Source organism: Allosphingosinicella indica (assembly GCF_900177405.1).
Lineage (GTDB): Bacteria > Pseudomonadota > Alphaproteobacteria > Sphingomonadales > Sphingomonadaceae > Allosphingosinicella > Allosphingosinicella indica.
The window spans coordinates 495918-519993 of sequence record NZ_LT840185.1 but is presented as its reverse complement, the minus strand read 5'-3'; the positions used below and the strand labels follow the sequence as shown (position 1 = coordinate 519993).

Genomic DNA, 24076 nt, shown 5'->3' with positions numbered 1-24076 from the left:
CAACTTGCGGTTGACGGTTTCAGCCTCGCGCAGCGACAAGATAGGCGATCGGCAACAGCTCCATCCGCAGCATGACGGCGTCGATCGGAAGCCCGGAGGCCGATGCCAGCTCGCGGCGTGCCTGGTCGAGAATGCCCGCGACGCGGTTCGCTTGGCCCAGGGGGTCGGCGGCCGGCGGGCCGCTACGCAGAAATTCAGGCGTCACGCCAAGGCGGCCCGCGAGAGCGCGCAGCACGGCGGGGCGGGGGCAGTTGGCACCCGATTCCCATTTGTGGAGCGCGGTGCGCGAGACGCCGAGCTCCGCGGCGAGGCGCTTGGCAGCGAGGCGCTGCGCGCGGCGCAGATCGCGGATGCGCCGCCCGATCGCGGGCGCGTCGTCACTGGCGGGCGGCAGGCTCTCCATGCCCTGACGATAGGATATCTGTGGCCGCCTGAGTTGCCAGCGGCTGCGAAAGTCGCGAGGCGCGTGCTATTCGCCGGTCAGCAGCAGATATTTCTGCCTCAGCTCGTCGAGCGCGACCAGCGCCTCCGCCTGCTCGACATGCCAGAAGGTCCAGCCGTTGCAGCTCGGCGCGCTTTGCGCGGCGGCGCCGACCTGGTGGATGCTGCCCTGCTTCTCGCCCATCTCGACCGATGCGTCGGCGCGGACGCGGGCGCGGTAGCGGCGCTTGGCGTCGGTTAGCACGGCGCCGGGCTCGATCATCCCGGTCTCGATGAGGGCGCCGAACGGCACGCGCGGCTGCGCGCGCTTGGACGCCATGGTCTTCATCGCGCTTTCGTCGAGCGGCAGCGTTGCATCGATCCGGCCGCGCGCGACCTTCACGTAGCGCGTCTCGCGCTCGATCCCGATCCATTCACGTCCCAGCCGCCGCGCGACCGCGCCGGTGGTGCCGGTGCCGAAGAAGGGATCGAGCACCACATCGCCCGGATTGGTGCAGGCGAGGAGCACGCGATAGAGCAGGCTTTCCGGCTTCTGTGTCGGATGCGCCTTGCTGCCGTCTACCTTGGCGCGCTCGCTGCCCGAGCAGATCGGCAGCAGCCAGTCGGAACGCATCTGCAGCTCGTCGTTCATCGCCTTCATCGCGCGATAGTTGAACGTGTAGCGGCTGTCCTCGCTACGGCTCGCCCAGATCATCGTCTCGTGCGCATTGGTGAAGCGCGTGCCGCGGAAGTTGGGCATCGGGTTCGACTTGCGCCACACGATGTCGTTGAGGATCCAATAGCCCTCATCCTGCAGCGCAGCGCCGACCCGGAAGATGTTGTGATAGCTGCCGATCACCCAGAGCGTGCCGTTAGGCTTGAGGATACGGCGCGCTTCCTTCAGCCAGGCGCGGGTGAAGCTGTCGTAGGAGGCGAAGGTGTCGAACTTGTCCCAATCGTCGTCCACCGCATCGACGCGACCGCCCTCGGGCCGGAAGAGATCGCCGCCGAGCTGAAGATTGTAGGGCGGATCGGCGAAGATCATGTCGATCGAGGCTTCGGGCAGCCGCGCCATCGCGGCGACGCAATCGTCCTGGATGATGGTGCCGAGCGGCAGCCCCGCCAGCGGCGCAAGCTTCGCCTTTGCGGGGCGCGTATTCGCCCCAACCCGCACCATCGCCGTCATATAAGCACCGCCCCCGGTTGTTGGACGACAAGGGTGAGTCAGCGGCGGAGTCCGGTCAAGCGGCGGGCGACGGACCGAGCGGCGGAGCGGCCCGGAGCCGTTGCGGGAACGAAAGGAGTCTCCGCGACATATGGTGTTCGCCGCGGCGCTTCAGACTCAATATGAAGTAGGTGTGTCCGTGAGGACTCACAATATCGGCTTTCGGCGCCCTATAGCGCCAGTATGTGCTGCTTGACCGGCGCGAAGCTGCGGCGGTGGAGCGGCGTCGGGCCGAGGCGTTCGAGGGCGCCGAGATGCTCGGGCGTGCCATAGCCCTTGTTGGTCCGCCAATTGTAGCCCGGCCAGGCGGCGCAATAGTCGGCCATCATCCGGTCCCGCGTGACCTTGGCGATGATCGAGGCAGCGGCGATCGAGCGGCTCCGCGCATCGCCGCCGACGATCGGCTTGGAAGCATAGCGCCACTTGGGGCAGCGGTTGCCGTCGACCAGCACGACGCCGGGCTCCAGCCCTAGCGCCTCGACGGCGCGAGTCATCGCCAGCATCGTCGCCCATAAGATGTTGAAGCGGTCGATCTCCTCGACGGAGGCGACGCCGACGCCGATGCGCGCGACCTGCCGCAGTTTGCCGTAGATCGTCTCGCGCGCCTCCAGGCACAGCTTCTTCGAATCATCGATGCCGCGCGGGCAGCGCCGCCGGTCGAGCACCACCGCGGCGGCGACCACCGGCCCGGCGAGCGGCCCGCGCCCCGCCTCGTCGACTCCGACGACGGGATCGGGCCAAGCCTTTTCGATCTTGAAGCAGGGCGCCATGGCGCCCTTCTAATGCCCTCGCCCACTGCACCGCCAGCCCGGCGCGAACTTATCTGTGGATATCAGTGCGATCCCTCGCCGGCCGTCATGCGCCAAGGCGGGAAGCGGCGGATTTCGGCGGCGCGGTAGAGGCAGATGCGGTTGCCGGCGGGATCGCGGAGATGCGCCTCGCGCCAGCGCCAGCGCTTGTCCTCGGGCAGCGCATCGAAGGCGAGCCCGGCGGCGCGGAGCCGCTCCACCCAGGCGTCGAGATCGGACGCCTCGAAATAGATCACGGCATCGCCCGCGACCGGCTCTTCCTCGAGATGGATGGAGAGCGTCGCGCCGCCGGGACATTCGAACCGTGCGTAGAGCGGCGGTGAATTGACGATCTGAGTTAGACCCAGCGTCCGGTAGAAGGCGACTGACGCGGCATAGTCGCCCGTGGGCACCGTCACTTGGTTGAGGTTAACAAGGCCGGACGCCGCCGCCCAATGGCCCATCGGCCCGTGCCCCGCGCCGAAGCCGGGCGCCGCCGCCATTGCACTGCGCACCAGATCGCGCGCGGCGGCGATCGCATCGGGAAGCACCGCACCGCGGCCGAGCCCGGTGGCGATCGCGCTGGCGAGGGTGCAGCCGGTGCCGTGATCGTGCCGGGTTACGATACGCGGCGCGCTCCACTGCGTCGCGTCGCCCTCGGGCGAAACGAGGATATCGATCGCCTCGTCTCCGCCGATATGGCCGCCCTTGGCGAGCACGTGGACGCTGTGTGCGTCGGCGAGGTTCCGTGCCGCTGCCTCGGCTTCGCGGGCATTGGTGACACTTGCTCCGGTGAGCGCGGCGAGTTCGGCGGCGTTGGGTGTCACGACCGCCGCGATGTCCATCAGCCGGCGGAAGGCGGCGACGGTCGGCGCATCGGCGAGCACTGCGCCGCTCGACGCGACCATTACCGGGTCGAAGACAATCGGCGCATCGAGGCGCTCGAGCGCCTCGGCGACGGCCTCCGCGGTCTCGGGCGATCCGATCATGCCGATCTTCACCGCGTCGATGCCGATATCGTCCTGCACCGCCGCGATCTGCGCGACCACCATGTCGGCGGGGATGGGATGGACCGCAGTGACGCCGAGCGTGTTCTGCGCGGTGATCGCGGTGACAGCGGTCATCGCATGGCCGTGCATCACGGTGACCGTCTTGATGTCCGCCTGGATCCCCGCGCCGCCGCCCGAGTCCGATCCGGCAATGATGAGGACGCGCGGTGTCATTCGCGGGTTGCTGGGCCTTTGCGCGCCGTCGATGCTGGAAACCGATCGAGCAACGCCTCGCCCCGCGCCGGGCGCTTCTCGAAGCCGCCGCCGCAATTGGGGCAGACGCCGGCCAGCGCCCCGTCCACGCATTCCGCGCAGAAGGTGCATTCGAACGAGCAGATGCGCGCATCGGCAGTGCTTGGTGGCAGGTCGCGGCCGCAGCGTTCGCAATCGGGGCGCATCTCCAGCATCAGGCAGCGGCCTTCACGGCATCGCAGATGCTGTCCACGACCTCCGACACCAGCGCCTCGTCCTCGCCCTCCGCCATCACGCGGATCAGCGGCTCGGTGCCCGATTTGCGGATGACGAGGCGGCCCGATCCGCTGAGCCGCGCCTCGGCATCGGCGATCGCCGCCTTGACGCTGGCGGCGTCGAGCGGCTGGCCGCCGGCGAAGCGGACGTTCTTGAGGAGCTGGGGCAGCGGGTCGAACAGGTGGAGCAACTCGCTCGCCGGCTTCATCTCGGCAACCAGGCAGGCGAGCACCTGCAACGCCGCGACCAAGCCGTCGCCGGTGGTCGCATAGTCGGAAAGGATGATGTGTCCGGATTGCTCGCCGCCGACGTTGCGGCCAGTGCGGCGCATCGCCTCCAGCACGTGCCGATCGCCGACCTTGGTGCGCTCGGTGCCGATGCCCTGGCCGGCGAGAAAGCGTTCAAGTCCTAGGTTGGACATCACTGTCGTCACCAGCGCGCCACCTTTCAGCCGCCCGCGCGCCTGCCAGTCGCTGGCGATCAGCGCCATCAACTGGTCGCCGTCTACGATGCGGCCCTTCTCGTCCACCACGATCAGCCGGTCGGCGTCACCGTCGAGCGCGATGCCGATGTCGGCGCGCTCCTCCAGCACCCGCGCCTGCAGCGCGTCGGGCGCGGTCGATCCGACATTGTGATTGATGTTGAGCCCGTTGGGGGAAACGCCCATCGCCACGACATCTGCGCCCAGCTCCCACAGCGCAGCGGGGGCGACTTCATAGGCCGCGCCGTTCGCGCAATCGACGACGATGCGGAGGCCATCGAGCCGCAGCTCCTCCGGAAAGGTCGATTTGGCGGCGTGGATGTAGCGCCCGCGCGCATCCTCGATCTTGCGCGCGCGGCCGATCTCGGCGGAAGGCGCGAGCTTGGGCTCGGTCTCGAGCAGCGTCTCGATCGCGGCTTCGTCCTCGTCGGAAAGCTTGTAGCCGTCGGGGCCGAACAGCTTGATGCCATTGTCCTCGAACGGATTGTGGCTGGCCGAGATCATCACGCCGAGGTCCGCGCGCATCGACCGGGTGAGCAGCGCCACCGCCGGGGTCGGCACCGGACCGACCATCACCACGTCCATGCCGACGCTGGTGAAACCGGAAATCAGCGCCGATTCCATCATATAGCCCGAAAGCCGCGTATCCTTGCCGACGACGACGCGGTGGCGGTGATCGCCGCGCAGGAAATGCGCGCCCGCGGCCTGGCCGACGCGCTGCGCCATTTCGGCGGTCATCGGCGATTGGTTGGTGCGGCCCCGGATACCGTCGGTGCCGAAGAATTTGCGGCTCATTCAAAATCCCGTGTTTTCAAGGGCGCTGCAGCCCGCTCAACTGCCCTGATAGCGGCAAGCGCGGGCGGGCGCCATTAGGGCGCTTGCCGCACTGCGGCATCGCGCGCTACGCATCGGCCATGTCGCAGCCGACCCGCATCCTGCTCGCCCTCGTGCTCGGCATCGGCCTTGGCATCATTGCCGCACGGATCGGCGGCGATTGGGTGGCGTCGAGCACGGCGATCGCCGAGCCGATCGGCGGCGCCTGGCTCAATGCGCTGCAGATGACGATCGTGCCGCTGGTCGTGTCGCTGCTCATCACCGGCATCGCCGCTTCGGCGGAGGCCGCGCGCGCCAGCAAGCTCGCCGCGCGCGCGCTCGTGCTGTTCATCACTCTGCTGTGGATGTCGGCTGCTACCGCGGCGCTACTGACGCCCTTGTTCCTGGGTTTCTTCCCGATGCCCGCCGAGGCCGCGGCGGCGCTTCGCGATGCGCTCAGCACCACCAGCGCGGTCGGCGCGGTGCCGAGCTTCTCCGATTTCGTGAAGTCGATCGTGCCGACAAATCCGGTCGGCGCGGCGGCGAGCAGCGCCATCCTGCCGCTGATTATCTTTACCGGCCTTTTTGCCTTCGCGATGACGCAATTGCCCACCGAACCGCGCGAGGTGCTCGTCGGCTTCTTCAAGGCGGTAGCGGATACCATGCTGGTGGTGATCGGCTGGGTGCTGTGGATCGGGCCGATCGGCGTCTTCGCGCTTGCCTATGTCGTCGGCGCGCGCGCGGGCGGCGCGGCGTTCGGCGCTCTGCTCCATTATGTGCTGATCGTCTCGGCGGTCGGCCTCGTCGTATCGCTGATGGCCTATCCACTCGCCGTCTTCGGGGCGAAGATCCCGTTCCTGAAATTCGCGCGCTCGGTGGCGCCCGCGCAGGCCGTCGCCGTCTCCACCCAATCCTCGCTCGCCTCGCTTCCGGCGATGCTGCGCGCTTCCAAGAAGCTCGGCGTGCCGGTCGCGGCATCGGGCGTGGTGCTGCCGATGGCGGTGGCGATCTTCCGCGCGACGGGGCCGGTGATGAACCTCGCCGTGGCGATCTACGTCGCCCACTGGTTCGGGATCGAGCTGACGCCGACCGCGATGGCCGCGGGCGTCGCGGCGGCGGCGATCACCACGATGGGGGCGGTCGGCATCGCAGGCCAAGCGAGCTTCATCACCTCGATCGCGCCGATCGCGATGGCGATGGGCGTGCCGATCGAGCCGCTCGCGCTGCTCATCGCAGTCGAGACGCTGCCCGATCTCGTCCGCACTTACGGCAACGTCAGCATGGATGTCGCTGCCACCGCGACCATCGCGCATCGTTCGGGCTATGACTCCGAGGATGCCGACACGCGCGAGGACCGGCTGCTCGCCGAGGGCACCTGGCCGACCGACAAGAAGGAAGAGACATGATCCTGCCGATCACGCTGACGACCGCGGGGGCCGCGGCGCTCGTCAACATCTGGCTTGCCGTGCGTATCGGCCGCGTGCGCCGCGCGGCGAAGGTTTCGGTGGGGGACGGCGGGCACGACCTGCTGCTGCGGCGGATGCGCGCGCAGGCCAATTTCACCGAATATGCGCCGTTCGTGCTGATCCTCATCGCCCTCATCGAGCTGGCGCGCGGCTCGCTCACCTGGTTGTGGCTCGTCTCGCTGGTCTTCCTACTCGCACGAGTCGCACACGGCTTCGGGATGGACGGAGGCAAGTTCGCGAAGCTGCGTATGGTCGGCATCGTCGCGACCCTGCTCATCCTCCTCGGCCTTGCGGCCTATGCGATCGCGATCCCCTATTTCAGCCCGGCGCTGAAGGTGGACGGGCTGCAGATCGCCTAGGGCCGGTCTCGCTCGGGCGGGATGAAGCTCAGCTGCACCAGCCGCCACGCACGCTCGGGCGATCCGGGCCAGATTTCGGCAAGGTCGATCGGCCCTTCGTCGACGGCGCCCGCCACCTGCGCGCGGATGTAGCGCCCGGTTTCGCGCAGTCGCACTTCGCTGCCGGGATAACGCGCGTGCAGTACCGCCTCTAGCGCACGGGCTTCGTCGGCGATCGCATCGCTGTCTAGCGCTCGGGGCGTGCCGTCGATCAGCTCAGCCGTCGCGGTGGCGAGCGCGGAAATCCCGTCCTTCAGAATCGAAACGGCGATCAGCAATGCGGCGGCTGCGTCCGCCCACCAGAAGCCAAGTCCGATGCCGATGACGCCGGCGATCCCGGCCAGGCCGGTCTGCCAGTCGGCCTTCTGCATCATCGCGTCGGTATGCAGTACCTTGTCGGAAAGGCGCCGGGCAAGCGGCTGCTTCATTCGCCCGAGGATCACCGGCGGCACGATCGAATAAGCGAGCGCCGCGATCATCAGCCAGCCTTGCCAGATCTCCTGGCCGAACAGGACGACGGGCGGCACCGTCACATGCTCCTGCGCCCACAAGGTGCCGACCGATTCGACGATCAGGATCGCGCCCACCGAGGTCAGCGCGACCGCGGAGATGATAAAGGCCAGGCTGTGTGCGCGGTGAAAGCCGAAGGGGAAGCGCGGGTTGGGCGGCTTGGGCTCCAGCCGTACGGTGATCAGGAAGACGATCGCCGGCACCAGGCTGAGCAGATCCTCGATCCAGGCGGTTCGCATGGCCTGGCTCGACCCCATCACCAGACCCATCAGGGCGACCACCGAGGCCATCCAGCCTAGCGTCCAATATTCGAGCCGCCGCGCGCGCCGGAGATCGTCGCGGATTTCGGGGGGTACGGCGTTGGTCACAGCTCGCCGCTCCGCACCGCGCGCGCTTCGCGGTCCAGCACCATGATCCAGGCATTCTCGCCGTGCCGCGCGATAGGGGTCAGCACAGCGCGGTGTTGCGGGCCATGGTGCTCGGCGATGGGGCGGAGAATCGAGACGCGCTTCGCCCACGGGCTGTCGTGCGCGACTTCGCCGACGACGAGATCGAGCGCGCCGGCTTCCAGCTTTGCGAGCAAGGTCTCGGAAGGCCCGCTCTCGATGCGCGCACGTGCGCCGGTCGCCCGGTCGACGCCCGCAAGGAACGCGCCGGTGGGGACGGCGAAGCGCACGCTGTCGGTGCCTGCGATGATGCCGACTCTGAACGCCTGCTCCGAGCGCACTCGCTCGAGCGTGCCGTCAGGGTCCGCGGGGATCGCGCCGCAGCCGGCGAGCGCGAGGAGCAGAGGCAGGAGCGAACGGCGCATCACCGCGCCGCAACGCACCGGCCCACCAGCCGTTCCGCTGCCGTTACGCTCGTTCGAGTACCCGGTCAGCGACGAAGGGGTTGGTGCGCCGCTCGTGCGCGAAATTGCTGACCGGGCCGTGGCCGGGGAGGAAGGTGGTGTCGTCGCCCATCGGCCAGAGCTTGTCGCGCACCGAATCGATCAACGTCTGATGATCGCCCAGCGGAAAATCGGTACGGCCGATCGATCCCTGGAACAGCACGTCGCCGACGATCGCGAGCTTCGAGGGCGGATGGTGGAATACCACATGACCCGGCGTATGGCCGGGCGTGTGATAGACGTTGAGCGTCAGATCGCCGATTGTCACCTGGTCGCCCTCGACCAGCCAGCGGTCGGGCTCGAACGCCTGCGCGGGAATGCCGTAGGATTTGCCGTCCTCGTCGAGCCGCGCGATCCAGAAGCGGTCCTGCTCCTCCGGCCCCTCGATCGGTACATTGAGCTTCTCGGCCAGTTCCTTGGCGCCCCCGGCATGATCGATATGACCGTGGGTAAGTAGGATTTTCTCGACCGTCACGCCCTGTTGCGCGACGGCGCCGAGGATGCGCTCGAGATCGCCGCCGGGATCGACCACCGCGGCCTTCTTGGTGGCGGTGCACCAGAGCAGGCTGCAATTCTGCTGCAGCGGGGTCACCGGGATGATCGCTGCGCGTAAGGGGGCTTCTGTCATCGCCCGCAGATGGCGTCTGCCCGGCCGCGACGCAAGATTTTGTGCAAATCCGGGACGGCATGCGACCCAACCAATGCTTGCGCGTTGCTGACAGGTGAGTTCAGCATCGGCTCATCAGCTTTGGTGCACATGCCGCCTCATGCCACCACTGCGGGCGTGTCCCGCGAGGAAGGAGTGACGGGTTTGCGTAAGATACTGACAGGATTGCTGCTTGCCGCCACGATGGCGACTCCGGTCGCGACCATGGCTGCTCCGCCCGAGCGCGGGATGCTCGAACGCTATGAACGCCAGGGCCAGCGCAACCAAGCGCGGGTCGATCGCCAGCAGGCACGAGAGGCGCGCCAGCGCCCGCAGCGGGCCGAGCAGCGGCAGCAGCGTGTCGAGCAGCGTGCGGCCCAGCAGCCGGTCGCCGTCGCCCAGCAGGACCGGCGCGGTCCGCGCGGCGATCGTGGCCGCGGCGGCGGGCGCGAGGCCTATCGCCAGCATATCGAGGCGACGCGCGAGGCCTCGCGGCAGAGCGCACAGGGTCTCAGCCCCCGCTATCAGCAGCGTGCGGCGGAGAACCAGCGCAACTACGAGCGGCAGGTCCGCCGCGGTGATCGCGACTGGCGTGACGACCGCCGCGACACCCGAAACGACCGGCGCTGGGATCGCAACGATCGCCGCTGGGACAGGAACGACCGGCGCGACTGGAGCCGCTCATGGAACCGCGGCTGGCGCAATGACAATCGCTACGATTGGCAGCGCTGGCGCTATTCGAACCGCAACCACTTCCGGGTGGGCCGCTATTATCCGCCCTATCGCGGCTACAGCTACTCGCGGTTCGGTATCGGTGCGTTCCTGACTTCGGGTCTCTATGCCCAGAATTACTGGCTGAGCGATCCCTGGTCGTACCGCCTGCCGGCGGCGCCCTACGGCACGCAGTGGGTCCGCTATTATGACGATGTCCTGCTGGTCGATATCTACAGCGGCGAAGTGGTCGATGTGATCCACGACTTCTTCTGGTAGGAAGTCCCCATCACCGAACGGACGGCCGTCGCGGCAACGCGGCGGCCGTTCTGGTTTGCGGGCACGGCAACGTTCCGCGTCGCGAACCCGGCTTGCGTTCCCCCGCCCGCGTGGCATCAATGCCGCCAACAAAGGGGACATCATGATCCGTACCGTCGCGCTCGCCATCTCGCTCTTACTCGCTGCACCAGCTTCGGCCGAAACCGTGGTGATCCACGCCGGCCGCCTCATCACCGATGCGTCGCGCAATGCCACCGGGCCGGCGACCATCACGGTCACCGACGGCCGCATCGCCAGCGTGAGCGATGGCCTCACGCCGCCGCCGGCGGGCGCGCGGCTGGTCGATCTGTCGCAGAAGACGGTGCTTCCCGGCCTCATCGACACCCATGCCCATCTCGCGGGCGATCCCGGCGGCGATTTCTGGAAGCAGGCGGTCGAGACCGACGATTATGCCGCGCTGATCGGCGCCAAGAACGCGCGGCTGACGGCGAAGGCGGGCTTCACTACCGTCCGCGATCTCGGCTCCACCGCGGGCGGTGGCTTCGCGCTCCGCGATGCGACGGCGCAAGGCGTCATCCCCGGCCCGCGCGTCGTCGCGGCGGGGCAGGGCATCTCGATCATCGGCGGCCACGGCGATGTCACCGGCTTCCGGCCCGACGTGACCAAGGCGCTGGAGGGCGGCAACACCTGCACCGGCGCCGAGCAATGCGCGGCGCGGGTGCGCGAGGCGGCGCGCGCGGGCGCCGACGTCATCAAGTTCACCGCCACCGGCGGCGTCCTCTCGCAGCAGGCGCGCGGGCTCGGCCAGCATTTCACCGATGCGGAGATGAAGGCGATCGTCGACACCGCCCATTCGCTTGGCCTCAAGGTCGCCGCCCACGCCCATTCGGCGCGCGGGATAGAGGCGGCGGCGCGCGCCGGCGTCGATTCGATCGAGCACGGCACCTTCGCCGACGCCAAGGCGATCCAGGCGATGAAGGCCAGCGGCAGCGCTTTCGTTCCGACGCTGATGGCCTATGTCGGCATCCGCGAGGGGCTTGCCGCCAACGCCTTCACCCCCGCCGTCGCCGCTAAGGTGCGGATGACGCTGGACGAAGTCGGCAAGGCGGCGCGCGCGGCACGCGCCGCAGGCGTGCCGATCGTCTTTGGCACCGATTCCGGTGTGTACGCCCACGGCCGCAATGCCGAGGAGTTGGGCGAGATGGTCGAGCGGATCGGCATGACCCCGCGCGAGGCGCTCGCCTCTGCCACCACCGGCGCGGCGAAGCTGCTCGGCATGGAGAATGAGATCGGCCGCATCGCGCCCGGCTATTCGGCGGACATCGTCGCCGTCGCCGGCGATCCGCAGAGCGATGCTGCCGCGCTCCGCACCGTCGATTACGTCATGGTCCGCGGGCGCGAGATCGAATGAGCGAACTGCCGGCGCTCGATCGCGCGGCGCTCGGTGCCGCGGTTCGCGACCGGCTCGCCGCGGTGCCCGGCATCTTCCACATGCCGGCGCCGATCGACATCTTCCTCTTGCGCAATTTCCTCTCGGGCGAGGAATGCGCCGGGCTGATCGCGCTCATCGATGCCGATCGTCAGCCCTCCACGCTCTTCGCGCCCGATCGCGATCCCGCGTTCCGGACGAGCGAGAGCTGCAACCTCAAGCGCTCCGAGCCGCTGGTCCATGCGATCGAGCAGCGCCTCTCGACTCTCACCGGCATCGATCCGGCCTATGGGGAGACGGTGCAGGGCCAGCGCTACGCCCCCGGCCAGCAGTTCAAGCCGCACCATGATTTCTTCCACACCGACCAGCCCTATTGGCCGCACCAGGAGAAGATCGGCGGCCAGCGCACCTGGACGGCGATGATCTTCCTCAACCAGCCCGAGACCGGCGGCCAGACCGATTTTCCCGAAGCCGGCATCCGCGTCACACCGCGCACCGGCAACCTCCTAGCCTGGAATAATCTCGACGCGCTCGGCGAGCCGGAACTCCGCACTCTCCATCAGGGCCTGCCGGTCGAGGCGGGCATGAAATATGTGATCACCAAGTGGTTTCGCGAAAGGCCGTGGGGGTAGGAAAAGGCCGCCTTCGCTACCCAAAGCCGTCACCCTGAACTCGTTTCAGGGTCCATTTTGGAGGCGGACGCGAGCTTCATCGTAATGGATGCTGAAACGAGTTCAGCATGACGGGGATAGTCGAGTTCGCGTCATCGCTCCCGCCATCACCCCAGCGGCACCGTCTCCACCTCCACCTTGTCGGTGTAGAAAGCCAGATACCCCGCGATCTTGCGGACCGCGGGGAGGGGGTCCGGGTAGGTCCACACCGCGTCGCGTGCGATGCGATCGCCGTGGGTGACGTGGAAATAGGCGGCGTCGCCCTTGTGCGGGCAGTGCGAAACCGTGTCGCTCGGTTGGAGATGCTCCATCGCCGCGTCGGTGCGCGGGACGTAGAAGACGTCGGCGCATCCGCTCTCGCGCAACAGCAGGGCGTGGGCGCTGTCGGCGATGCTCTCGCCCGAATAGCTCACCCGGACGCGCCCGGCGAAGGGGGCGATGACGATGCGGTGTTTCGCTTCGGCCATGTTGCGACTCCGTCAAGTGTCGCTGACTGGCGCGTGACTATCACATTTCCGCGCCGTTCAGATGCGCTTTGCGATGATCCGAGTCGCCGGTACGTGCGCACCCCCGCGCGAAGCGGCCGGCGCGTAGGAAAGGATCGATCATGCGTAAGTTGATCATCATGGGCCTGATGGCGGCGACGATAATGCCTGCCACCCAGGCCGCAGCCCAGTCGCGCGGCGAAATCCGACGCGACGTCCGCGACGTGCGGCAGGAGCAGCGCGAGCTGCGCGATGCCCGGCGATATGGCGACCGCAATGATGTCCGCCGCGAGCGACGCGACGTGCGAGAGGCGCGCCGCGAGCTTCGTGAGGACCTTCGCGACCGGCGTGACTGGGGCCGCAACGACTGGCGCGGCTATCGCAGCTCCAACCGCTCGCTCTATGCACGTGGCAATTGGCGGGCGCCGTTCCGCTACCAGTCGTTCCGCCCGGGCATCGTTATCCGCCCGGCCTATTACAGCAGCCGCTATTATATCGCGGACCCGTGGCGCTATCGCCTGCCGCCGGCGCGGGGCCAGCTCCGCTGGGTGCGGCACTATGACGATGCGCTGCTCGTCAACGTCCGCAACGGCCGCGTCGTGGACGTGATCCGCGGCTTCTACTGGTAAGGCGGACCGGAAAAAATGACGTGGGCGGCCGGCGCGGATTTCGCCGCGCGGGCCGCCCATCGCGTTTCCGGCACCTTGCGGCGCGCCCACCTTCCGTTTTAGGAGCGCAATACAGCTCCCACGGAAGGCCACTCGTCCATGTCGCTTCGCCTGTTGCTTCTCGCCGCCGCCGCGCCAATCGCTCTCCTCTCCGCCACCGCACCTGCGCAGCAGGCCGCCGCGCCGGGCGCTACGGCTGCGCAGCCCTCGGCGGAGGACAAGAAGCTCACCGATCTCTTCAAACGGAGCGATGAGGACAGCCTCAAACGCAACCCGATCAGCGCGCTGTTCCGCGGCGACATGCGTTATGCTGACCGCTTCGGCGATTACATTTCCGACGTTTATGTCGCCGCCGAAGTCGCCGCCTCCCGCCGCGATCTTGCCGAGCTGAAGGCGATCGACCGCGCCAAGCTCAGCCCGGTCAACCAGATCGCCTACGACGTTTTCCAGATCGACACCGAACGCGGCCTGCGCGGTTCGACCGGCGAGCTGCTGAAGCTCCAGCAGGTCCGGCCGCTCAACCATTTCTACGGCTTCCACATGGGCTATGCGAACCTCTCGTCGGGCGAGGGCGCGGCGCCGTTCAAGACGGTCGCGGACTATGACAACAATCTGAAGCGCCATGCCGGCTTCGTGAAATGGGTGGACGGCGCGATCGGCCGTTTCCGCGAGGGAATGGCCACGGGCGTGTTCGAGACCAAGCTGACCATCAGCAACGTCATTGACCAGCTCGATCTGCAGCTCGCCAAGCCGGTCGAGGAATCGACCTATTACGCGCCGGTGAAGGAGTTTCCGAAGGAGATACCGGCCGCGGACCAGACGCGGCTCACCAAGGCCTATCGCGACGCCACTGCCAACCAGCTCTATCCGGCGCTCACCCGCCTGCGCGATTTCCTGAAGAACGACTATCTGCCCAAGGCGCGCGATCAGGTCGGCCTGTCGTCGATGAAGGGCGGCGATGTGATGTACGCCTATCTCATCGAATCGAACACCACGCTGCCGCTCAAGGCCGAGGAGGTCCACCAACTCGGCCTCAAGGAAGTCGCCCGCATCCGCGGCGAGATGGACGCGATCCGCCAGCAGGTCGGCTTCAAAGGCGATCTCCAGGCCTTCTTCGAGCATCTGCGCACCGCGCCCGAGTTCCGGCCCAAATCCAAGGAGGCGCTGCGCGACGGCTATTACGAAATCGGCAAGCGCGTGGACCTGAAGGTCCGCGAGCAATTCTCGACAATCCCGCGGACGCGGATGGAGATCCGTCCGGTCGAGCCCTATCGCGAGAAGACGGAGGCTGGCGGCTCCTATCAGGACGGCACGCCCGATGGGTCGCGCCCTGGCGTCTTCTACTACAACACTTACGACCTGCCGTCGCGCAACACCTACGGGATGGAGACGCTCTATCTCCACGAGGGCATCCCGGGGCACCATTTCCAGATCAGCCTGGCGAACGAGAATGAATCGCTCCCCGCCTTCATGCGCTACGGCGGCAACACTGCCTTCGTCGAAGGCTGGGCGCTCTATGCCGAGACGCTGGGGCCGGAGCTCGGCATGTTCACCGATCCCTATCAGCGCTTCGGCCATCTCGACGACGAGATGCTGCGCGCGATGCGGCTGGTGGTCGATACCGGCATCCACGCCAAGGGTTGGACGCGCGACCAGGCGATCAACTACATGCTGAGCAATTCGGGCATGGGCAAGACCGACGCCACCGCGGAGGTGGAGCGCTACATCGCCATTCCGGGGCAGGCGCTCGCCTACAAGATCGGCGCGCTCACCATCCAGCGGCTGAAGGCAAAGGCTGAGGCCGAGCTCGGCGACCGCTTCGATCCGCGCGAGTTCCATGCCGAGGTGCTGATGACGGGGGCCTTGCCGATGACCGTCTTGGAGAAGAAGATCGACGACTGGATCGCGGCCAAGAAAAGGGGCTGAAGCTTATGACGCTGCTGCTTTCGTTGCTCCTCGCCGCTGCACCGGCTCCGGCCGAAGTGCCGCGGCGGCTGGAGGCCGGGCAGACGTCGCCGGCGGCACAGGTGGAGGCGCTCGACTTCCTCACCGGCACCTGGGTCGGCGGGCGCGAGGGCGTCGAGGCGAGCGTCGTCTATCTGCCGCCCAAGGGCGGCCAGATCTCCGGCCATTTCCAGGAGGGCAAGGACGGCAAGGTGACGATGTACGAGATCGTCCAGATCGTCCATGCGGGCGCATCGCTCGCCTATCGCCTGAAGCATTTCAATCCTGACCTCACCGGCTGGGAGGAGAAAGCGGGCGATGCCGCGACCGTCTTCCCGCTGGTCGCCGTCGAACGCGACGCCGTTTTCTTCGACGGCTTCACCATCCGCCGCACCGGCCCCGATACGCTCGCGGAAACGGTGCGGATTACGAAGAAGGACGGCAGCGAGATGCTGCTCCACTACACCTACCGCCGCGCCCCGCGCTGACCCAGCGGATATCGATCAAACAAAGGAATGATGATGAAGCTCGCACTGCTGCTCGCCCTTGCCGGAACCGCGATGACGCCGCTGATCGCCCAGGCGCCGTCCGCGCCCGCGGCGGCCGAGGCCGCGAACGCCTCGCAGCAGCTCGCGGCGCTCTTTGCGGCCAGCGACGAGGCTGAGCTGAAGCGCAACCCGATCGGCGCGCTCTATCGCGGTGACCTTCGCTATGCCGACCGGCTCGGCAATCCTTATTCCAAGGAGCATCAGGGTGAGGAGCGCACCGCCGCGGTGAACGAGCTAGCGGAGCTGAACAAGATCGACCGCGCCGCGCTCAGTGCCGAGGAGCGCATCTCCTACGACGTCTTCAAATGGCAGCGGACGACCGATCTCAAGGGGCTGCAGCCCGACATGCTGGCGCTGACCGCAGTCCGCCCGATCAACCATTTCTACGGCATCCACACCTCCTTCCCGGAGATGAGCAACGGCGAGGGCGTGGCGCCGTTCAAGACGGTGAAGGATTATGACAACGGCCTGTCGCGGATCGACGATTTCGTGGTCGCGGTCGATACGATCATCGCGCGGATGCGCGAGGGCATGGCGAGCGGCGTCGTCCAGCCGCAGCTCGTCGCGCAGAATATCGTCGGTCAGCTCGATCAGATGCTCGGCGAGAGCGTCGAGGGCAGCGCCTTCTACCGGCCGCTGACCAAATTCCCCGCCGACGTCCCGGCCGCCGACCAGGAGCGGCTGAAGACCGCCTATCGCACCGCGATCAGCAGCAAGCTGCGTCCGGCGCTGCAGCGGCTGCGCGATTTCACGGCGAACGAATATCTCCCCGCCGCGCGGCCGAGCGTCGGCCTGCTCGACATGAAGGGCGGCCCCGCGCTCTACCGCTATCTGGTGGAGGTCAACACCACCACCGACATGACGCCCGAGCAGATCCACAAGATCGGCGTCGACGAAGTGAAGCGGCTCCATGCCGAGATGGAGAAGGTGAAAGCCCAGGTCGGCTTCAAGGGGACGCTGAAGGACTTCTTCGAGCACATCCGCACCGATCCGAAGTTCAAGCCGCAATCGCGCGAGTGGCTGCAGCAGGAGTATGTCGCGATCGGCAAGCGGCTCGACGGCACTTTGCCCAACTTGTTCTCGACGCTGCCCAAGGCGCCGCTGGAAATCCGGCCGACGCCGGCGCTGACCGAGAAGGGAGCTGCGCGCGGCTCCTACAATCCGGGCACGCCCGATGGCTCGCGCCCCGGCGTCTTCTATTACAACGCTTATGATCTGCCGTCGCGCACCACGCCGTCGATGGAGACGCTCTATCTCCACGAAGGCGCGCCGGGGCACCATTTCCAGATCAGCCTGGCACAGGAGAATGAGGCGCTGCCCAACTTCCAGCGGTTCGGCGGCAACACCGCTTATGTCGAAGGCTGGGGCCTCTATGCCGAAACGCTCGGCCGCGAGCTCGGTGTCTACACCGACCCCTACCAGTATTTCGGCTATCTCGATTCGCAGCTCTTCCGCGCGATCCGTCTGGTCGTCGACACCGGCATCCATTCCAAGGGCTGGACCCGCGATCAGACGATCCAGTATATTCTCGACAACAGTTCACGCGGGCGGAGCAACGCCACTGCCGAGACCGAGCGGTACATCGCCATTCCGGGCCAGGCGCTCGCCTATAAGGTGGGCCAGCTCAAGATCAGCGAATTGCGCGCCAAGGCCGAGAAGGCGCTCGGAAAGCGTTTCGACGTTCGCGAGTTCCACGCCCAGGTGCTGATGAGCGGCGCGCTGCCGCTGGCGGTGCTGGAAACCAAGATCGACACCTGGATCGCAGCGAAGAAAAAAGCGGGCTGAGGCTCAGCCCGCATCCCGCGCGTCGAGTGGGATGGCTAGCGTCTGCTTGAGCGCCTTCTTTACGAAGCTGGTTTCATAGCGCCGGATCGCCGCGTCCTTGGCCAGCATCGTGTCGGCGAAGGCGTTGAACTCGGCCATGTCGCGCGCCGTGACGGTCAGGAACAGGTCGAAGCTGCCGCTCACCTCCAGGCACGACTGGACGTGGTTGGAGGCGAGCAGCCGCTGGCGCAACACCGCGAGCCCGGCTTCCTCGGCGTGATCGTGAAGCTGGATCTGGACGATGGCGGACAGCCGCCGCCCAGCGAGCGCCGGGGACAGCACCGATACGTCGCGGTCGATGACGCCGCTGTCCTTCAGGCGCCGGATCCGCCGGGTGATCGCGGAGGGGGACAGCGCGACAGTCCGAGCCAGCGCATCCGCGGTGGCGCGATTGTCCGCCTGCAGCGCGTTGAGCAGCGCGATGTCGAACGGGTCCAAGACCTTCATGGCCACCACGATGCATTTTTCCGGCGTATCGGCCACCCCAATTTCGCCCAACATGCGCACGCTTCGTGTCACAGTGAGTTAGTTAGGCAACACAGGGGCGCGGGGTGCGGCGATGCGATCGAGGCGGTTGGGGCTTGTGGCGGCGGCGACCGTCACGGCGGGTTTGTCGATGACGTCGCCGGCGGCAGGGTGGGGCAACGATCAAGCCGCGCTCGCGCCCGATACCAATCAGACCGTGGAATCGCTGGCCAAGACACTCGAGGACAATTTCGTCTTCCCTGACGTCGCCGCGGATTATGCCCGGATGCTGCGCGCGAAACAGGCGGCTGGTGCTTATGCTGCGCTCACCGATCCCGCCGCGCTGGCCGCCGCGCTGACGGCTGATCTGCAGGCGGTACATCCGGACAATCATCTGAAAGTGGTACCGCCCCAAGCCGCGAAAGCGGGTGAGAAGTCCAGCCCTCCGCCGATGCCGGCAGGCGGGCTGGAGCGATCGGGCTGGATCGCCGACGGTGTCGCTTATGTCGAGTTCACGCTCTTTCCCGGCGACAAGAAGACGCTCGACGGCATTGCCGCCTTTATCGGCAACTACGGCGATGCGCGGGCGGTGATTATCGATGCGCGCCGTCACAAGGGCGGCGGACTGGCCGAGATGGATGCGCTTTTCCCGGCGCTCTTCGAGGCCGAAACGCAACTGGTGGGCATGGATACGCGGCTGGCGGTGGAGCAGGCGATGGGGCCGATGGCGCCCGACCTGCCGACGCTTCGCCGCGTCGCCGGGCCCGACGGGGTGGTCCGCCGCATGCATTTCGCGATGGGCGATTCCGCCAAGGCGCGGCTCGGTAAGGCCAAAGTCTTCCTGCTCGTCTCCGGCAAGACCGGATCGGCGGCGGAGCATCTCTCGCTCTCACTGAAGCGCACCGGGCGCGCCACGCTGATCGGCGAGCCGACGGGCGGCGCCGGCCATTATGGCGGGATGATGCCGATCGCGGCCGGCTATTCGGTGTTCGTGCCGGTCGGCCGCACTTTCGATCCCGACACCGGCGAAGGCTGGGAGGGGAAGGGCGTGGCGCCCGACGTTGCGGTGCCCGCCGATCAGGCGCTGCTGGAAGCGCTGCGGCTGGCTGGGGTCGCGGACGTAGCGGCTGCGGCTGGGCGTTTCCCGGGGCCGACGGCCTGAAGTCAGGTCGGAGGCGCGGCGGCTCTTTCCGCGCCGGCGGCCCTACGCGCCACCGCCGCGCCGATCAGCCCGCCCGCGAGGAGCACCGCCGCGGCGATGAGGAAGCTGAGGCCCGCGTGGGTCGTCACGCTGACTTGGTAGACCCAGCCAAAGAACAGCGGCGATGCAACGCCGGCGATGCTGGCGACGCTCATGTTCGCGCCCTGGAGCTGGCCTTGCTCGCTCTCCGACACGCGCCGCGTCATCAGCGATTGCAGCGTCGGCATGGCGAGGCCCCACAGCGCGTTGGGCAGCATCGCGAGCGTGAACAGCCAGCCATTGGGGGCGAGGCCCATGCAGGCGATGCCGAACGATCCGGCGAGCAGGCCGAATACCATTGTCCGTCGATCGCCCCACCGTTTCACCACCGGGCCGACGAGCAGGCCCTGGACGATCATGTCGAGGCCGCCGACCAGCCCGAGGAGCACGCCGACCTCGAGCGGACCCCAGCCGTAGCGATAAGCAGCGTAGAGGACGAACACCGCTGAGAAGACGTGATGCGCGAAATAGAGCAGGAAGTTTACCACCGCGAGGCCGCCAAGCTCGGGGTGCGAACCGAGAAGCTTCATCGCGCCGAACGGATTGGCGCGCCGCCATGAGAAGGCCATACGCTTTTCGGGCGGCAGTGATTCCGGGAGCACCACCAGCCCGTAGAAGAACGCGATCGCGGACAGTCCGGCCGCCGCCCAGAAGGGCACGCGCGGGCCGAACTCGCCGAGCACGCCGCCAAGCAGCGGTCCTGCGACGAAGCCGGCGCTGAACGCTGCGCCGATCAGGCCATAAGCGCGGGCGCGGCCTTCAGGCGGGGTGATGTCCGCCATATAGGCATAGACGGTGGTGAAGCTGGACGACGTTATGCCACCCACGATCCGCCCCAGCGCCAGCCACCAGAGGTTGGGAGCCACCGCCATCAGTGCCCAGTCGGCGGCGAGGCCCGCAGTCGAAATGAGGATCGTCGGCCGCCGCCCGTAGCGGTCCGAGATCGAGCCGATGATCGGCGAGAAGATGAACTGCATCCCCGCCCACAAGGCGACGAACAGGCCGTTCCAGAAGCCCGCCGCTGCATTCGATCCGGTGAACTGCTCGATCAGGATCGGCAGGACGGGGATGACGAGACCCATCGCCATCACGTCGAGCATGGCGGTGATGAGGATGAAGGCGATCGCCGGCCGGAATGACTTTCGTACCATCATGGCGGGGGGCCCGTGGGGCCGGCCGGGGCGGTCGTCAAGCGAAATGGATTTGGAGGCGGCTCAGCCTCGTGCGGGCTGAGCGAGATCGGCGCGGAAGGTGCGGTCGGCGACGATGCGGCTGCGGCGGAACAGCAGGGTGGCGATGGTGGCGAGCACGGCGACATGGAGGGCGAGCCCGAGGCACCAGTCGTTGCGGACCATCAGCGCGACCGCGGCGGCGATCATCGCGACCGCACCGGCGATGAGCATCGCCCATTCAGCCCCGCGCGAGAAGCCGAAGCCGGTCTGCCCGTCGTGGGTGCGCACGCCGTGGACGCTCGGCCGCGCGCCGAGCCCGTGGAGATAGAAGCGGCCGCTGGTACCAGGCGCGATCGCGCCGGCGAGCGCCGCGGGCACGGTCAGCTTGCGGAACTTGACCTCGAGCCCGTCGAGGCTGAGCAAGGTGACGTCCTGAAACTGGCAGCGGCGCCGCGTCTCGCGCTTCAGCGTCGCCACTTGGATCGTGCCGTCGATAACCCGATGTACCATGAAATTCCGTTCGCGATTCGCGGGGACCTGCCGCCAATCGCCGAATCGCGGAAGGTGCGGGAGCGGAGTGCGACGATAGTCGCGGATCGGGCGACGGAATTGCACGCCGCCGGACAAGCCGTGCGGCGGCGTCGGCAAGAGGATCAGGAGAAGCGCGACACCGGCGCGTCGGCAAGCCAGGCGCCGGCCATGTCGGACAATGCGCTGCGGGCGCAAGTCGCGGCACGATCATCGCCGGTCATCAGCGCCCATTCCAGGCGGTGGATGGCGACATAGGCGGCTTCGGCCTGGCCGATCATGCGCGGGGTGGCGTCTTCGGCGCGGAGGCGGTCGATGCCACGGGCCAGTGCCCCATGCGCGCCGCGCGGCAGAGTCGGCTCGTCCGCGGCGAGGTTCATCGCCTGATAAATGCTGACGTAGATGTCCGCCTGGTTGCGGTCTTGCATCGGAAAATCGTCCCCTGGATATGATCCGGGTTAGGTCCCAACTCCAAACAAGACGTTAACCAATGGCTGCGGCGCGCCGCTAGCTGTCGAACCGGCCGAAGGGCATCAGCCTCTCGGCCTGCGCCGCGGCGGCCTTGCCGTTGCCGCCCTTGAGCAACGCGAGGAGGGTGGCGGCGTTGCGCTGCATCACCCGATCGACCGGATTGGCGACGCGGCTTTCGACCGCGGCCTCGGCGAGGCTGCGCGCCGGGGCGACGGCGGCGGGATCGAGCTGGATGCGGGTCAGGCTGGCATAGGCCGGGATGAAGGCACGGCCGCCGGCCAGCGCGACGGCGCGATCGAGCGCCTGCATGCCCTGGGCCTTGCGCGCGCCGAGGACCGTGCGCGCGACGATCGGCCCCAGCTCTATGATCGCGCCGAGATGCCAGCCGGCGAGCGCGAGCTGCGCCTCGGCATCGCGCGGATTGGCTTTGACCAGCGCCTCGAAGCCCTTGCGCGCAGCCTGCACGTCGTGGCGGTTGCGCTTCAGCTTGCCGCGATAGCCGATGCCCACCGCACGCTGCAGCAGCGCCTCGTGATTATCGGGATCGCGCTTGAGGATGTCTTCGGCGGCATCGAGCGCGGCCTCGATCCGTGCCAGCGCGGTCGCCTTGTCCCGCGCGGTGAAGGCGGCGCTCGCCAACAGTTCGCGCGGGCTTTGCGCCACCGCGGGGGTCGCACAAACGGCGATACAGGCCGCAACGGCGGCGGCATAGATACGCATGCCCACTGATCCTCCCTTAGGTCGCCGCCCTGCCGGCGGCGCTCGGGAGCGAAATCAACAACAAAGGATATGGTTGCGCAAGGGGGCGCTATTCTGCCTTGGCGAGCGCTTCGGCGATCAGCTTGCGCGTGTCGGCAACGCCATACATTGCGATGAACGTTCCCATCCGCGGCCCCTGGCTGGTGCCGAGCAAAGTCTCGTAGAGCGCTTTGAACCAGTCGCGCAGGCTCTCGAACCCGCCGGTCTTGCCGATCTCATAGACTTCGTCCTGGATCGCCTCGGCGCTCGCGTCCTCGCCGAGCTCGACCAGCTTTGCGTCGAGCCGGCGCAGCGCCTCAGCCTCGTTCGCGTCGGGCGCGCGGTGGAACAGGCTGTCGGCGATGAAGTCGCGGAAATAGGTGAGCGCGAAGCCGATCAGCGCGTCCAGCTCGGGATGCGTTTCGGGCGAGGCGTCGGGCGCATGGCGCTTCACAAAGCCCCAAATCAGATCCTTGTCGTCGGTCGAGGCGACCGAAACGAGGTTGAGCAGCAGCGCGAAGGTGATCGGCATCCGCGATTGCGGCGGATCGCCGTCGTGGATGTGGTGCACCGGATTGCCGAGCCTCTTGTCGACTTCCTGATCCGGATAATTGCCGAGGAACTGGTGATACTCGTCGACTGCCTTGGGGATGATCCCGAAGGAAAGCTGCTTCGCCTTCTTGGGCTCGCGATAGAGATAGAAGCTCAGGCTCTCCTCGGGCGCGTAACGCAGCCACTCGTCGATGGTGAGGCCATTGCCCTTGGACTTGGAGATCTTCTGCCCGTCCTCGTCGAGGAACATCTCGTAATTGAACCCCTCGGGCGGACGGGCGCCTAGGATGCGCGCGATCTTGCCGCTCAGCGCGACGGAATCGATCAGATCCTTGCCCGCCATTTCGTAATCCACGCCGAGCGCAACCCAGCGCATCGCCCAATCGACCTTCCATTGCAGCTTGGCGCCCCCGGAAAGGATCGACTGCTCGACCGTCTCGCCGGTCTCCGGCTCGACGTAGCGGATCGTGCCCGCATCGGCGTCGATCACTTCGACCGGCACCTGCAGCACCTTGCCGCTGGCCGGACTGATCGGCAGCACCGGCGAATAGGTTTTGCGCCGCTCTTCGCCCAGCGTCGGCAGCATCACGCCCATGATGTCGTCATAGTGACGCAGCACCCGGCGCAGCGTGTCGTCGAACCGGCCCGATCCGTAGCAATCGGATGAGGCGAGAAACTCATATTCGAAGCCGAACCGGTCGAGGAATTGCCGCAGCAGCCCGTTGTTGTGCGCCGCATAGCTTTCGTGACAACCGTAAGGGTCAGGGACGACCGACAGCGGCTTGTCGATATTGTGCTGGAGGAGATCGTGGTTGGGCATGTTCGGCGGCACCTTGCGCATGCCGTCCATGTCGTCCGAAAAGGCGATGAGCCGCGACGGCCAGTCGGCCAGCTCGGCGAGTGCCTGCTTCACCCAGAGCGTACGCGCAACTTCCTGAAAGGTGCCAAGGTGCGGCAGGCCAGACGGGCCGTAGCCCGTTTCGAAGACGATCGCGCGGCCCTCGGGCGGCCCCTCCGGGAAGCGCTTCAGCAGCTTGCGCGCCTCCTCGTAAGGCCAGGCCTTGGAGACGCGCGCGGCTTCGCGGAGAGCTTCCGTGTTGTTCATTTGTTCTGGTTCGTCCGGGTTGAATCTGTATAGCGTGGCCCATGCAGATAACGCCGCGCCGCCCGATGCCCAGCGATTTCTGCCGCCTGAGTG

The 24076-nt window shown here is 67.3% G+C and carries 26 protein-coding genes; 10 read left to right on the top strand and 16 right to left on the bottom strand.

Annotation, left to right across the window (positions count from 1 at the left end; genetic code table 11):
- Positions 1-19: 19 nt before the first annotated feature.
- The 6 genes from B9N75_RS02670 to glmM form a co-directional block, all read right to left on the bottom strand.
- Positions 20-403 carry a helix-turn-helix domain-containing protein gene (locus B9N75_RS02670; RefSeq protein ID WP_085217404.1) on the bottom strand — a complete coding sequence of 128 codons (384 nt, stop codon included), beginning with the start codon at positions 401-403 and terminating at the stop codon, positions 20-22.
- A gap of 66 nt (positions 404-469) precedes the next feature.
- Positions 470-1606, bottom strand: a complete 1137-nt coding sequence (locus B9N75_RS02665; RefSeq protein ID WP_085217403.1) for a site-specific DNA-methyltransferase — start codon at positions 1604-1606, stop codon at positions 470-472.
- A gap of 209 nt (positions 1607-1815) precedes the next feature.
- Positions 1816-2415, bottom strand: coding sequence for a ribonuclease HII (locus tag B9N75_RS02660; RefSeq protein ID WP_085217402.1), 600 nt, complete (start codon positions 2413-2415; stop codon positions 1816-1818).
- Between the two features lie 62 nt (positions 2416-2477).
- Positions 2478-3656 carry a bifunctional hydroxymethylpyrimidine kinase/phosphomethylpyrimidine kinase gene (gene thiD, locus B9N75_RS02655; RefSeq protein WP_085217401.1) on the bottom strand — a complete coding sequence of 393 codons (1179 nt, stop codon included), beginning with the start codon at positions 3654-3656 and terminating at the stop codon, positions 2478-2480.
- Positions 3653-3889, bottom strand: coding sequence for a DUF1272 domain-containing protein (locus B9N75_RS02650; RefSeq protein WP_085217400.1), 237 nt, complete (start codon positions 3887-3889; stop codon positions 3653-3655). Before B9N75_RS02650 ends, thiD begins: the two co-directional genes overlap by 4 nt.
- The gene (gene glmM / locus B9N75_RS02645; RefSeq protein WP_085217399.1) at positions 3889-5226 is read right to left on the bottom strand and encodes a phosphoglucosamine mutase; all 1338 of its coding nucleotides are present in this window, start codon (positions 5224-5226) and stop codon (positions 3889-3891) included. Before glmM ends, B9N75_RS02650 begins: the two co-directional genes overlap by 1 nt.
- Positions 5227-5345: 119 nt before the next feature.
- Between glmM and B9N75_RS02640 the strand changes: the two genes are divergently transcribed.
- The gene (locus B9N75_RS02640) at positions 5346-6650 is read left to right on the top strand and encodes a dicarboxylate/amino acid:cation symporter (RefSeq protein ID WP_085217398.1); all 1305 of its coding nucleotides are present in this window, start codon (positions 5346-5348) and stop codon (positions 6648-6650) included.
- Positions 6647-7069 (top strand): MAPEG family protein, encoded by a 423-nt coding sequence (locus B9N75_RS02635; protein WP_085217397.1) that lies wholly within the window; start codon positions 6647-6649, stop codon positions 7067-7069. The genes B9N75_RS02640 and B9N75_RS02635 overlap by 4 nt, the downstream gene beginning before the upstream one ends.
- Here B9N75_RS02635 and B9N75_RS02630 read toward each other — a convergent pair.
- Genes B9N75_RS02630 through B9N75_RS02620 form a run of 3 tightly spaced genes read right to left on the bottom strand, consistent with a single transcriptional unit; the run spans position 7066 to position 9135 of the window.
- Positions 7066-7986: a cation diffusion facilitator family transporter gene (locus B9N75_RS02630; RefSeq protein ID WP_244552404.1), complete on the bottom strand. Its 921-nt coding sequence runs from the start codon at positions 7984-7986 to the stop codon at positions 7066-7068. The genes B9N75_RS02635 and B9N75_RS02630 overlap by 4 nt on opposite strands.
- Positions 7983-8429, bottom strand: a complete 447-nt coding sequence (locus B9N75_RS02625) for a hypothetical protein (protein ID WP_085217396.1) — start codon at positions 8427-8429, stop codon at positions 7983-7985. The genes B9N75_RS02630 and B9N75_RS02625 overlap by 4 nt, the downstream gene beginning before the upstream one ends.
- Before the next feature lie 43 nt (positions 8430-8472).
- Entirely contained in the window at positions 8473-9135 is a 663-nt protein-coding gene (locus B9N75_RS02620; RefSeq protein WP_085217395.1) for an MBL fold metallo-hydrolase, read from the bottom strand.
- 174 nt (positions 9136-9309) lie between these two features.
- Between B9N75_RS02620 and B9N75_RS02615 the strand changes: the two genes are divergently transcribed.
- From B9N75_RS02615 to B9N75_RS02605, 3 genes are all read left to right on the top strand, one after another.
- On the top strand, positions 9310-10143 hold the full coding sequence (locus tag B9N75_RS02615) for an RcnB family protein (protein ID WP_425292405.1): 834 nt from the start codon (positions 9310-9312) through the stop codon (positions 10141-10143).
- 142 nt (positions 10144-10285) lie between these two features.
- A complete protein-coding gene (locus tag B9N75_RS02610) occupies positions 10286-11554 on the top strand; it encodes a metal-dependent hydrolase family protein (protein ID WP_085217394.1) in 1269 nt (422 codons plus the stop codon).
- Complete coding sequence (locus B9N75_RS02605) at positions 11551-12204, top strand: prolyl hydroxylase family protein (RefSeq protein ID WP_085217393.1); 654 nt, start codon at positions 11551-11553, stop codon at positions 12202-12204. The genes B9N75_RS02610 and B9N75_RS02605 overlap by 4 nt, the downstream gene beginning before the upstream one ends.
- A gap of 146 nt (positions 12205-12350) precedes the next feature.
- Here the strand turns inward: B9N75_RS02605 and B9N75_RS02600 are convergent, their stop codons facing one another.
- The gene (locus tag B9N75_RS02600) at positions 12351-12710 is read right to left on the bottom strand and encodes a DUF427 domain-containing protein (protein ID WP_085217392.1); all 360 of its coding nucleotides are present in this window, start codon (positions 12708-12710) and stop codon (positions 12351-12353) included.
- Between the two features lie 140 nt (positions 12711-12850).
- Here B9N75_RS02600 and B9N75_RS02595 point away from each other — a divergent pair, with 140 nt between their 5' ends.
- The 4 genes from B9N75_RS02595 to B9N75_RS02580 all read left to right on the top strand — a co-directional run bounded on the left by B9N75_RS02595 (position 12851) and on the right by B9N75_RS02580 (position 17673).
- Positions 12851-13357 carry an RcnB family protein gene (locus tag B9N75_RS02595; RefSeq protein ID WP_085217391.1) on the top strand — a complete coding sequence of 169 codons (507 nt, stop codon included), beginning with the start codon at positions 12851-12853 and terminating at the stop codon, positions 13355-13357.
- A gap of 138 nt (positions 13358-13495) precedes the next feature.
- Positions 13496-15322 (top strand): DUF885 domain-containing protein, encoded by a 1827-nt coding sequence (locus B9N75_RS02590; protein ID WP_085217390.1) that lies wholly within the window; start codon positions 13496-13498, stop codon positions 15320-15322.
- A 5-nt stretch (positions 15323-15327) separates the two neighbouring features.
- Positions 15328-15828, top strand: coding sequence for a DUF6265 family protein (locus B9N75_RS02585; protein ID WP_085217389.1), 501 nt, complete (start codon positions 15328-15330; stop codon positions 15826-15828).
- Between the two features lie 27 nt (positions 15829-15855).
- Positions 15856-17673: a DUF885 domain-containing protein gene (locus B9N75_RS02580; protein ID WP_342039336.1), complete on the top strand. Its 1818-nt coding sequence runs from the start codon at positions 15856-15858 to the stop codon at positions 17671-17673.
- Between the two features lie 3 nt (positions 17674-17676).
- Here B9N75_RS02580 and B9N75_RS02575 read toward each other — a convergent pair whose 3' ends face one another.
- The gene (locus B9N75_RS02575; RefSeq protein ID WP_172840787.1) at positions 17677-18159 is read right to left on the bottom strand and encodes an Lrp/AsnC family transcriptional regulator; all 483 of its coding nucleotides are present in this window, start codon (positions 18157-18159) and stop codon (positions 17677-17679) included.
- A gap of 169 nt (positions 18160-18328) precedes the next feature.
- Between B9N75_RS02575 and B9N75_RS02570 the strand changes: the two genes are divergently transcribed.
- On the top strand, positions 18329-19339 hold the full coding sequence (locus tag B9N75_RS02570; RefSeq protein WP_172840786.1) for a S41 family peptidase: 1011 nt from the start codon (positions 18329-18331) through the stop codon (positions 19337-19339).
- A gap of 2 nt (positions 19340-19341) precedes the next feature.
- On the opposite strand, the gene B9N75_RS02565 is transcribed toward B9N75_RS02570, so the two are convergent.
- The 5 genes from B9N75_RS02565 to B9N75_RS02545 form a co-directional block, all read right to left on the bottom strand.
- Positions 19342-20571, bottom strand: a complete 1230-nt coding sequence (locus B9N75_RS02565; RefSeq protein WP_085217386.1) for a TCR/Tet family MFS transporter — start codon at positions 20569-20571, stop codon at positions 19342-19344.
- Positions 20572-20631: 60 nt separating this feature from the next.
- Complete coding sequence (locus tag B9N75_RS02560; protein ID WP_157123661.1) at positions 20632-21099, bottom strand: hypothetical protein; 468 nt, start codon at positions 21097-21099, stop codon at positions 20632-20634.
- A 143-nt stretch (positions 21100-21242) separates the two neighbouring features.
- Positions 21243-21545, bottom strand: a complete 303-nt coding sequence (locus B9N75_RS02555; RefSeq protein WP_085217384.1) for a hypothetical protein — start codon at positions 21543-21545, stop codon at positions 21243-21245.
- Between the two features lie 79 nt (positions 21546-21624).
- A complete protein-coding gene (locus B9N75_RS02550; RefSeq protein WP_085217383.1) occupies positions 21625-22308 on the bottom strand; it encodes a tetratricopeptide repeat protein in 684 nt (227 codons plus the stop codon).
- A gap of 88 nt (positions 22309-22396) precedes the next feature.
- Positions 22397-23983, bottom strand: coding sequence for a lysine--tRNA ligase (locus B9N75_RS02545; protein ID WP_085217382.1), 1587 nt, complete (start codon positions 23981-23983; stop codon positions 22397-22399).
- Positions 23984-24076 lie beyond the last annotated feature (93 nt).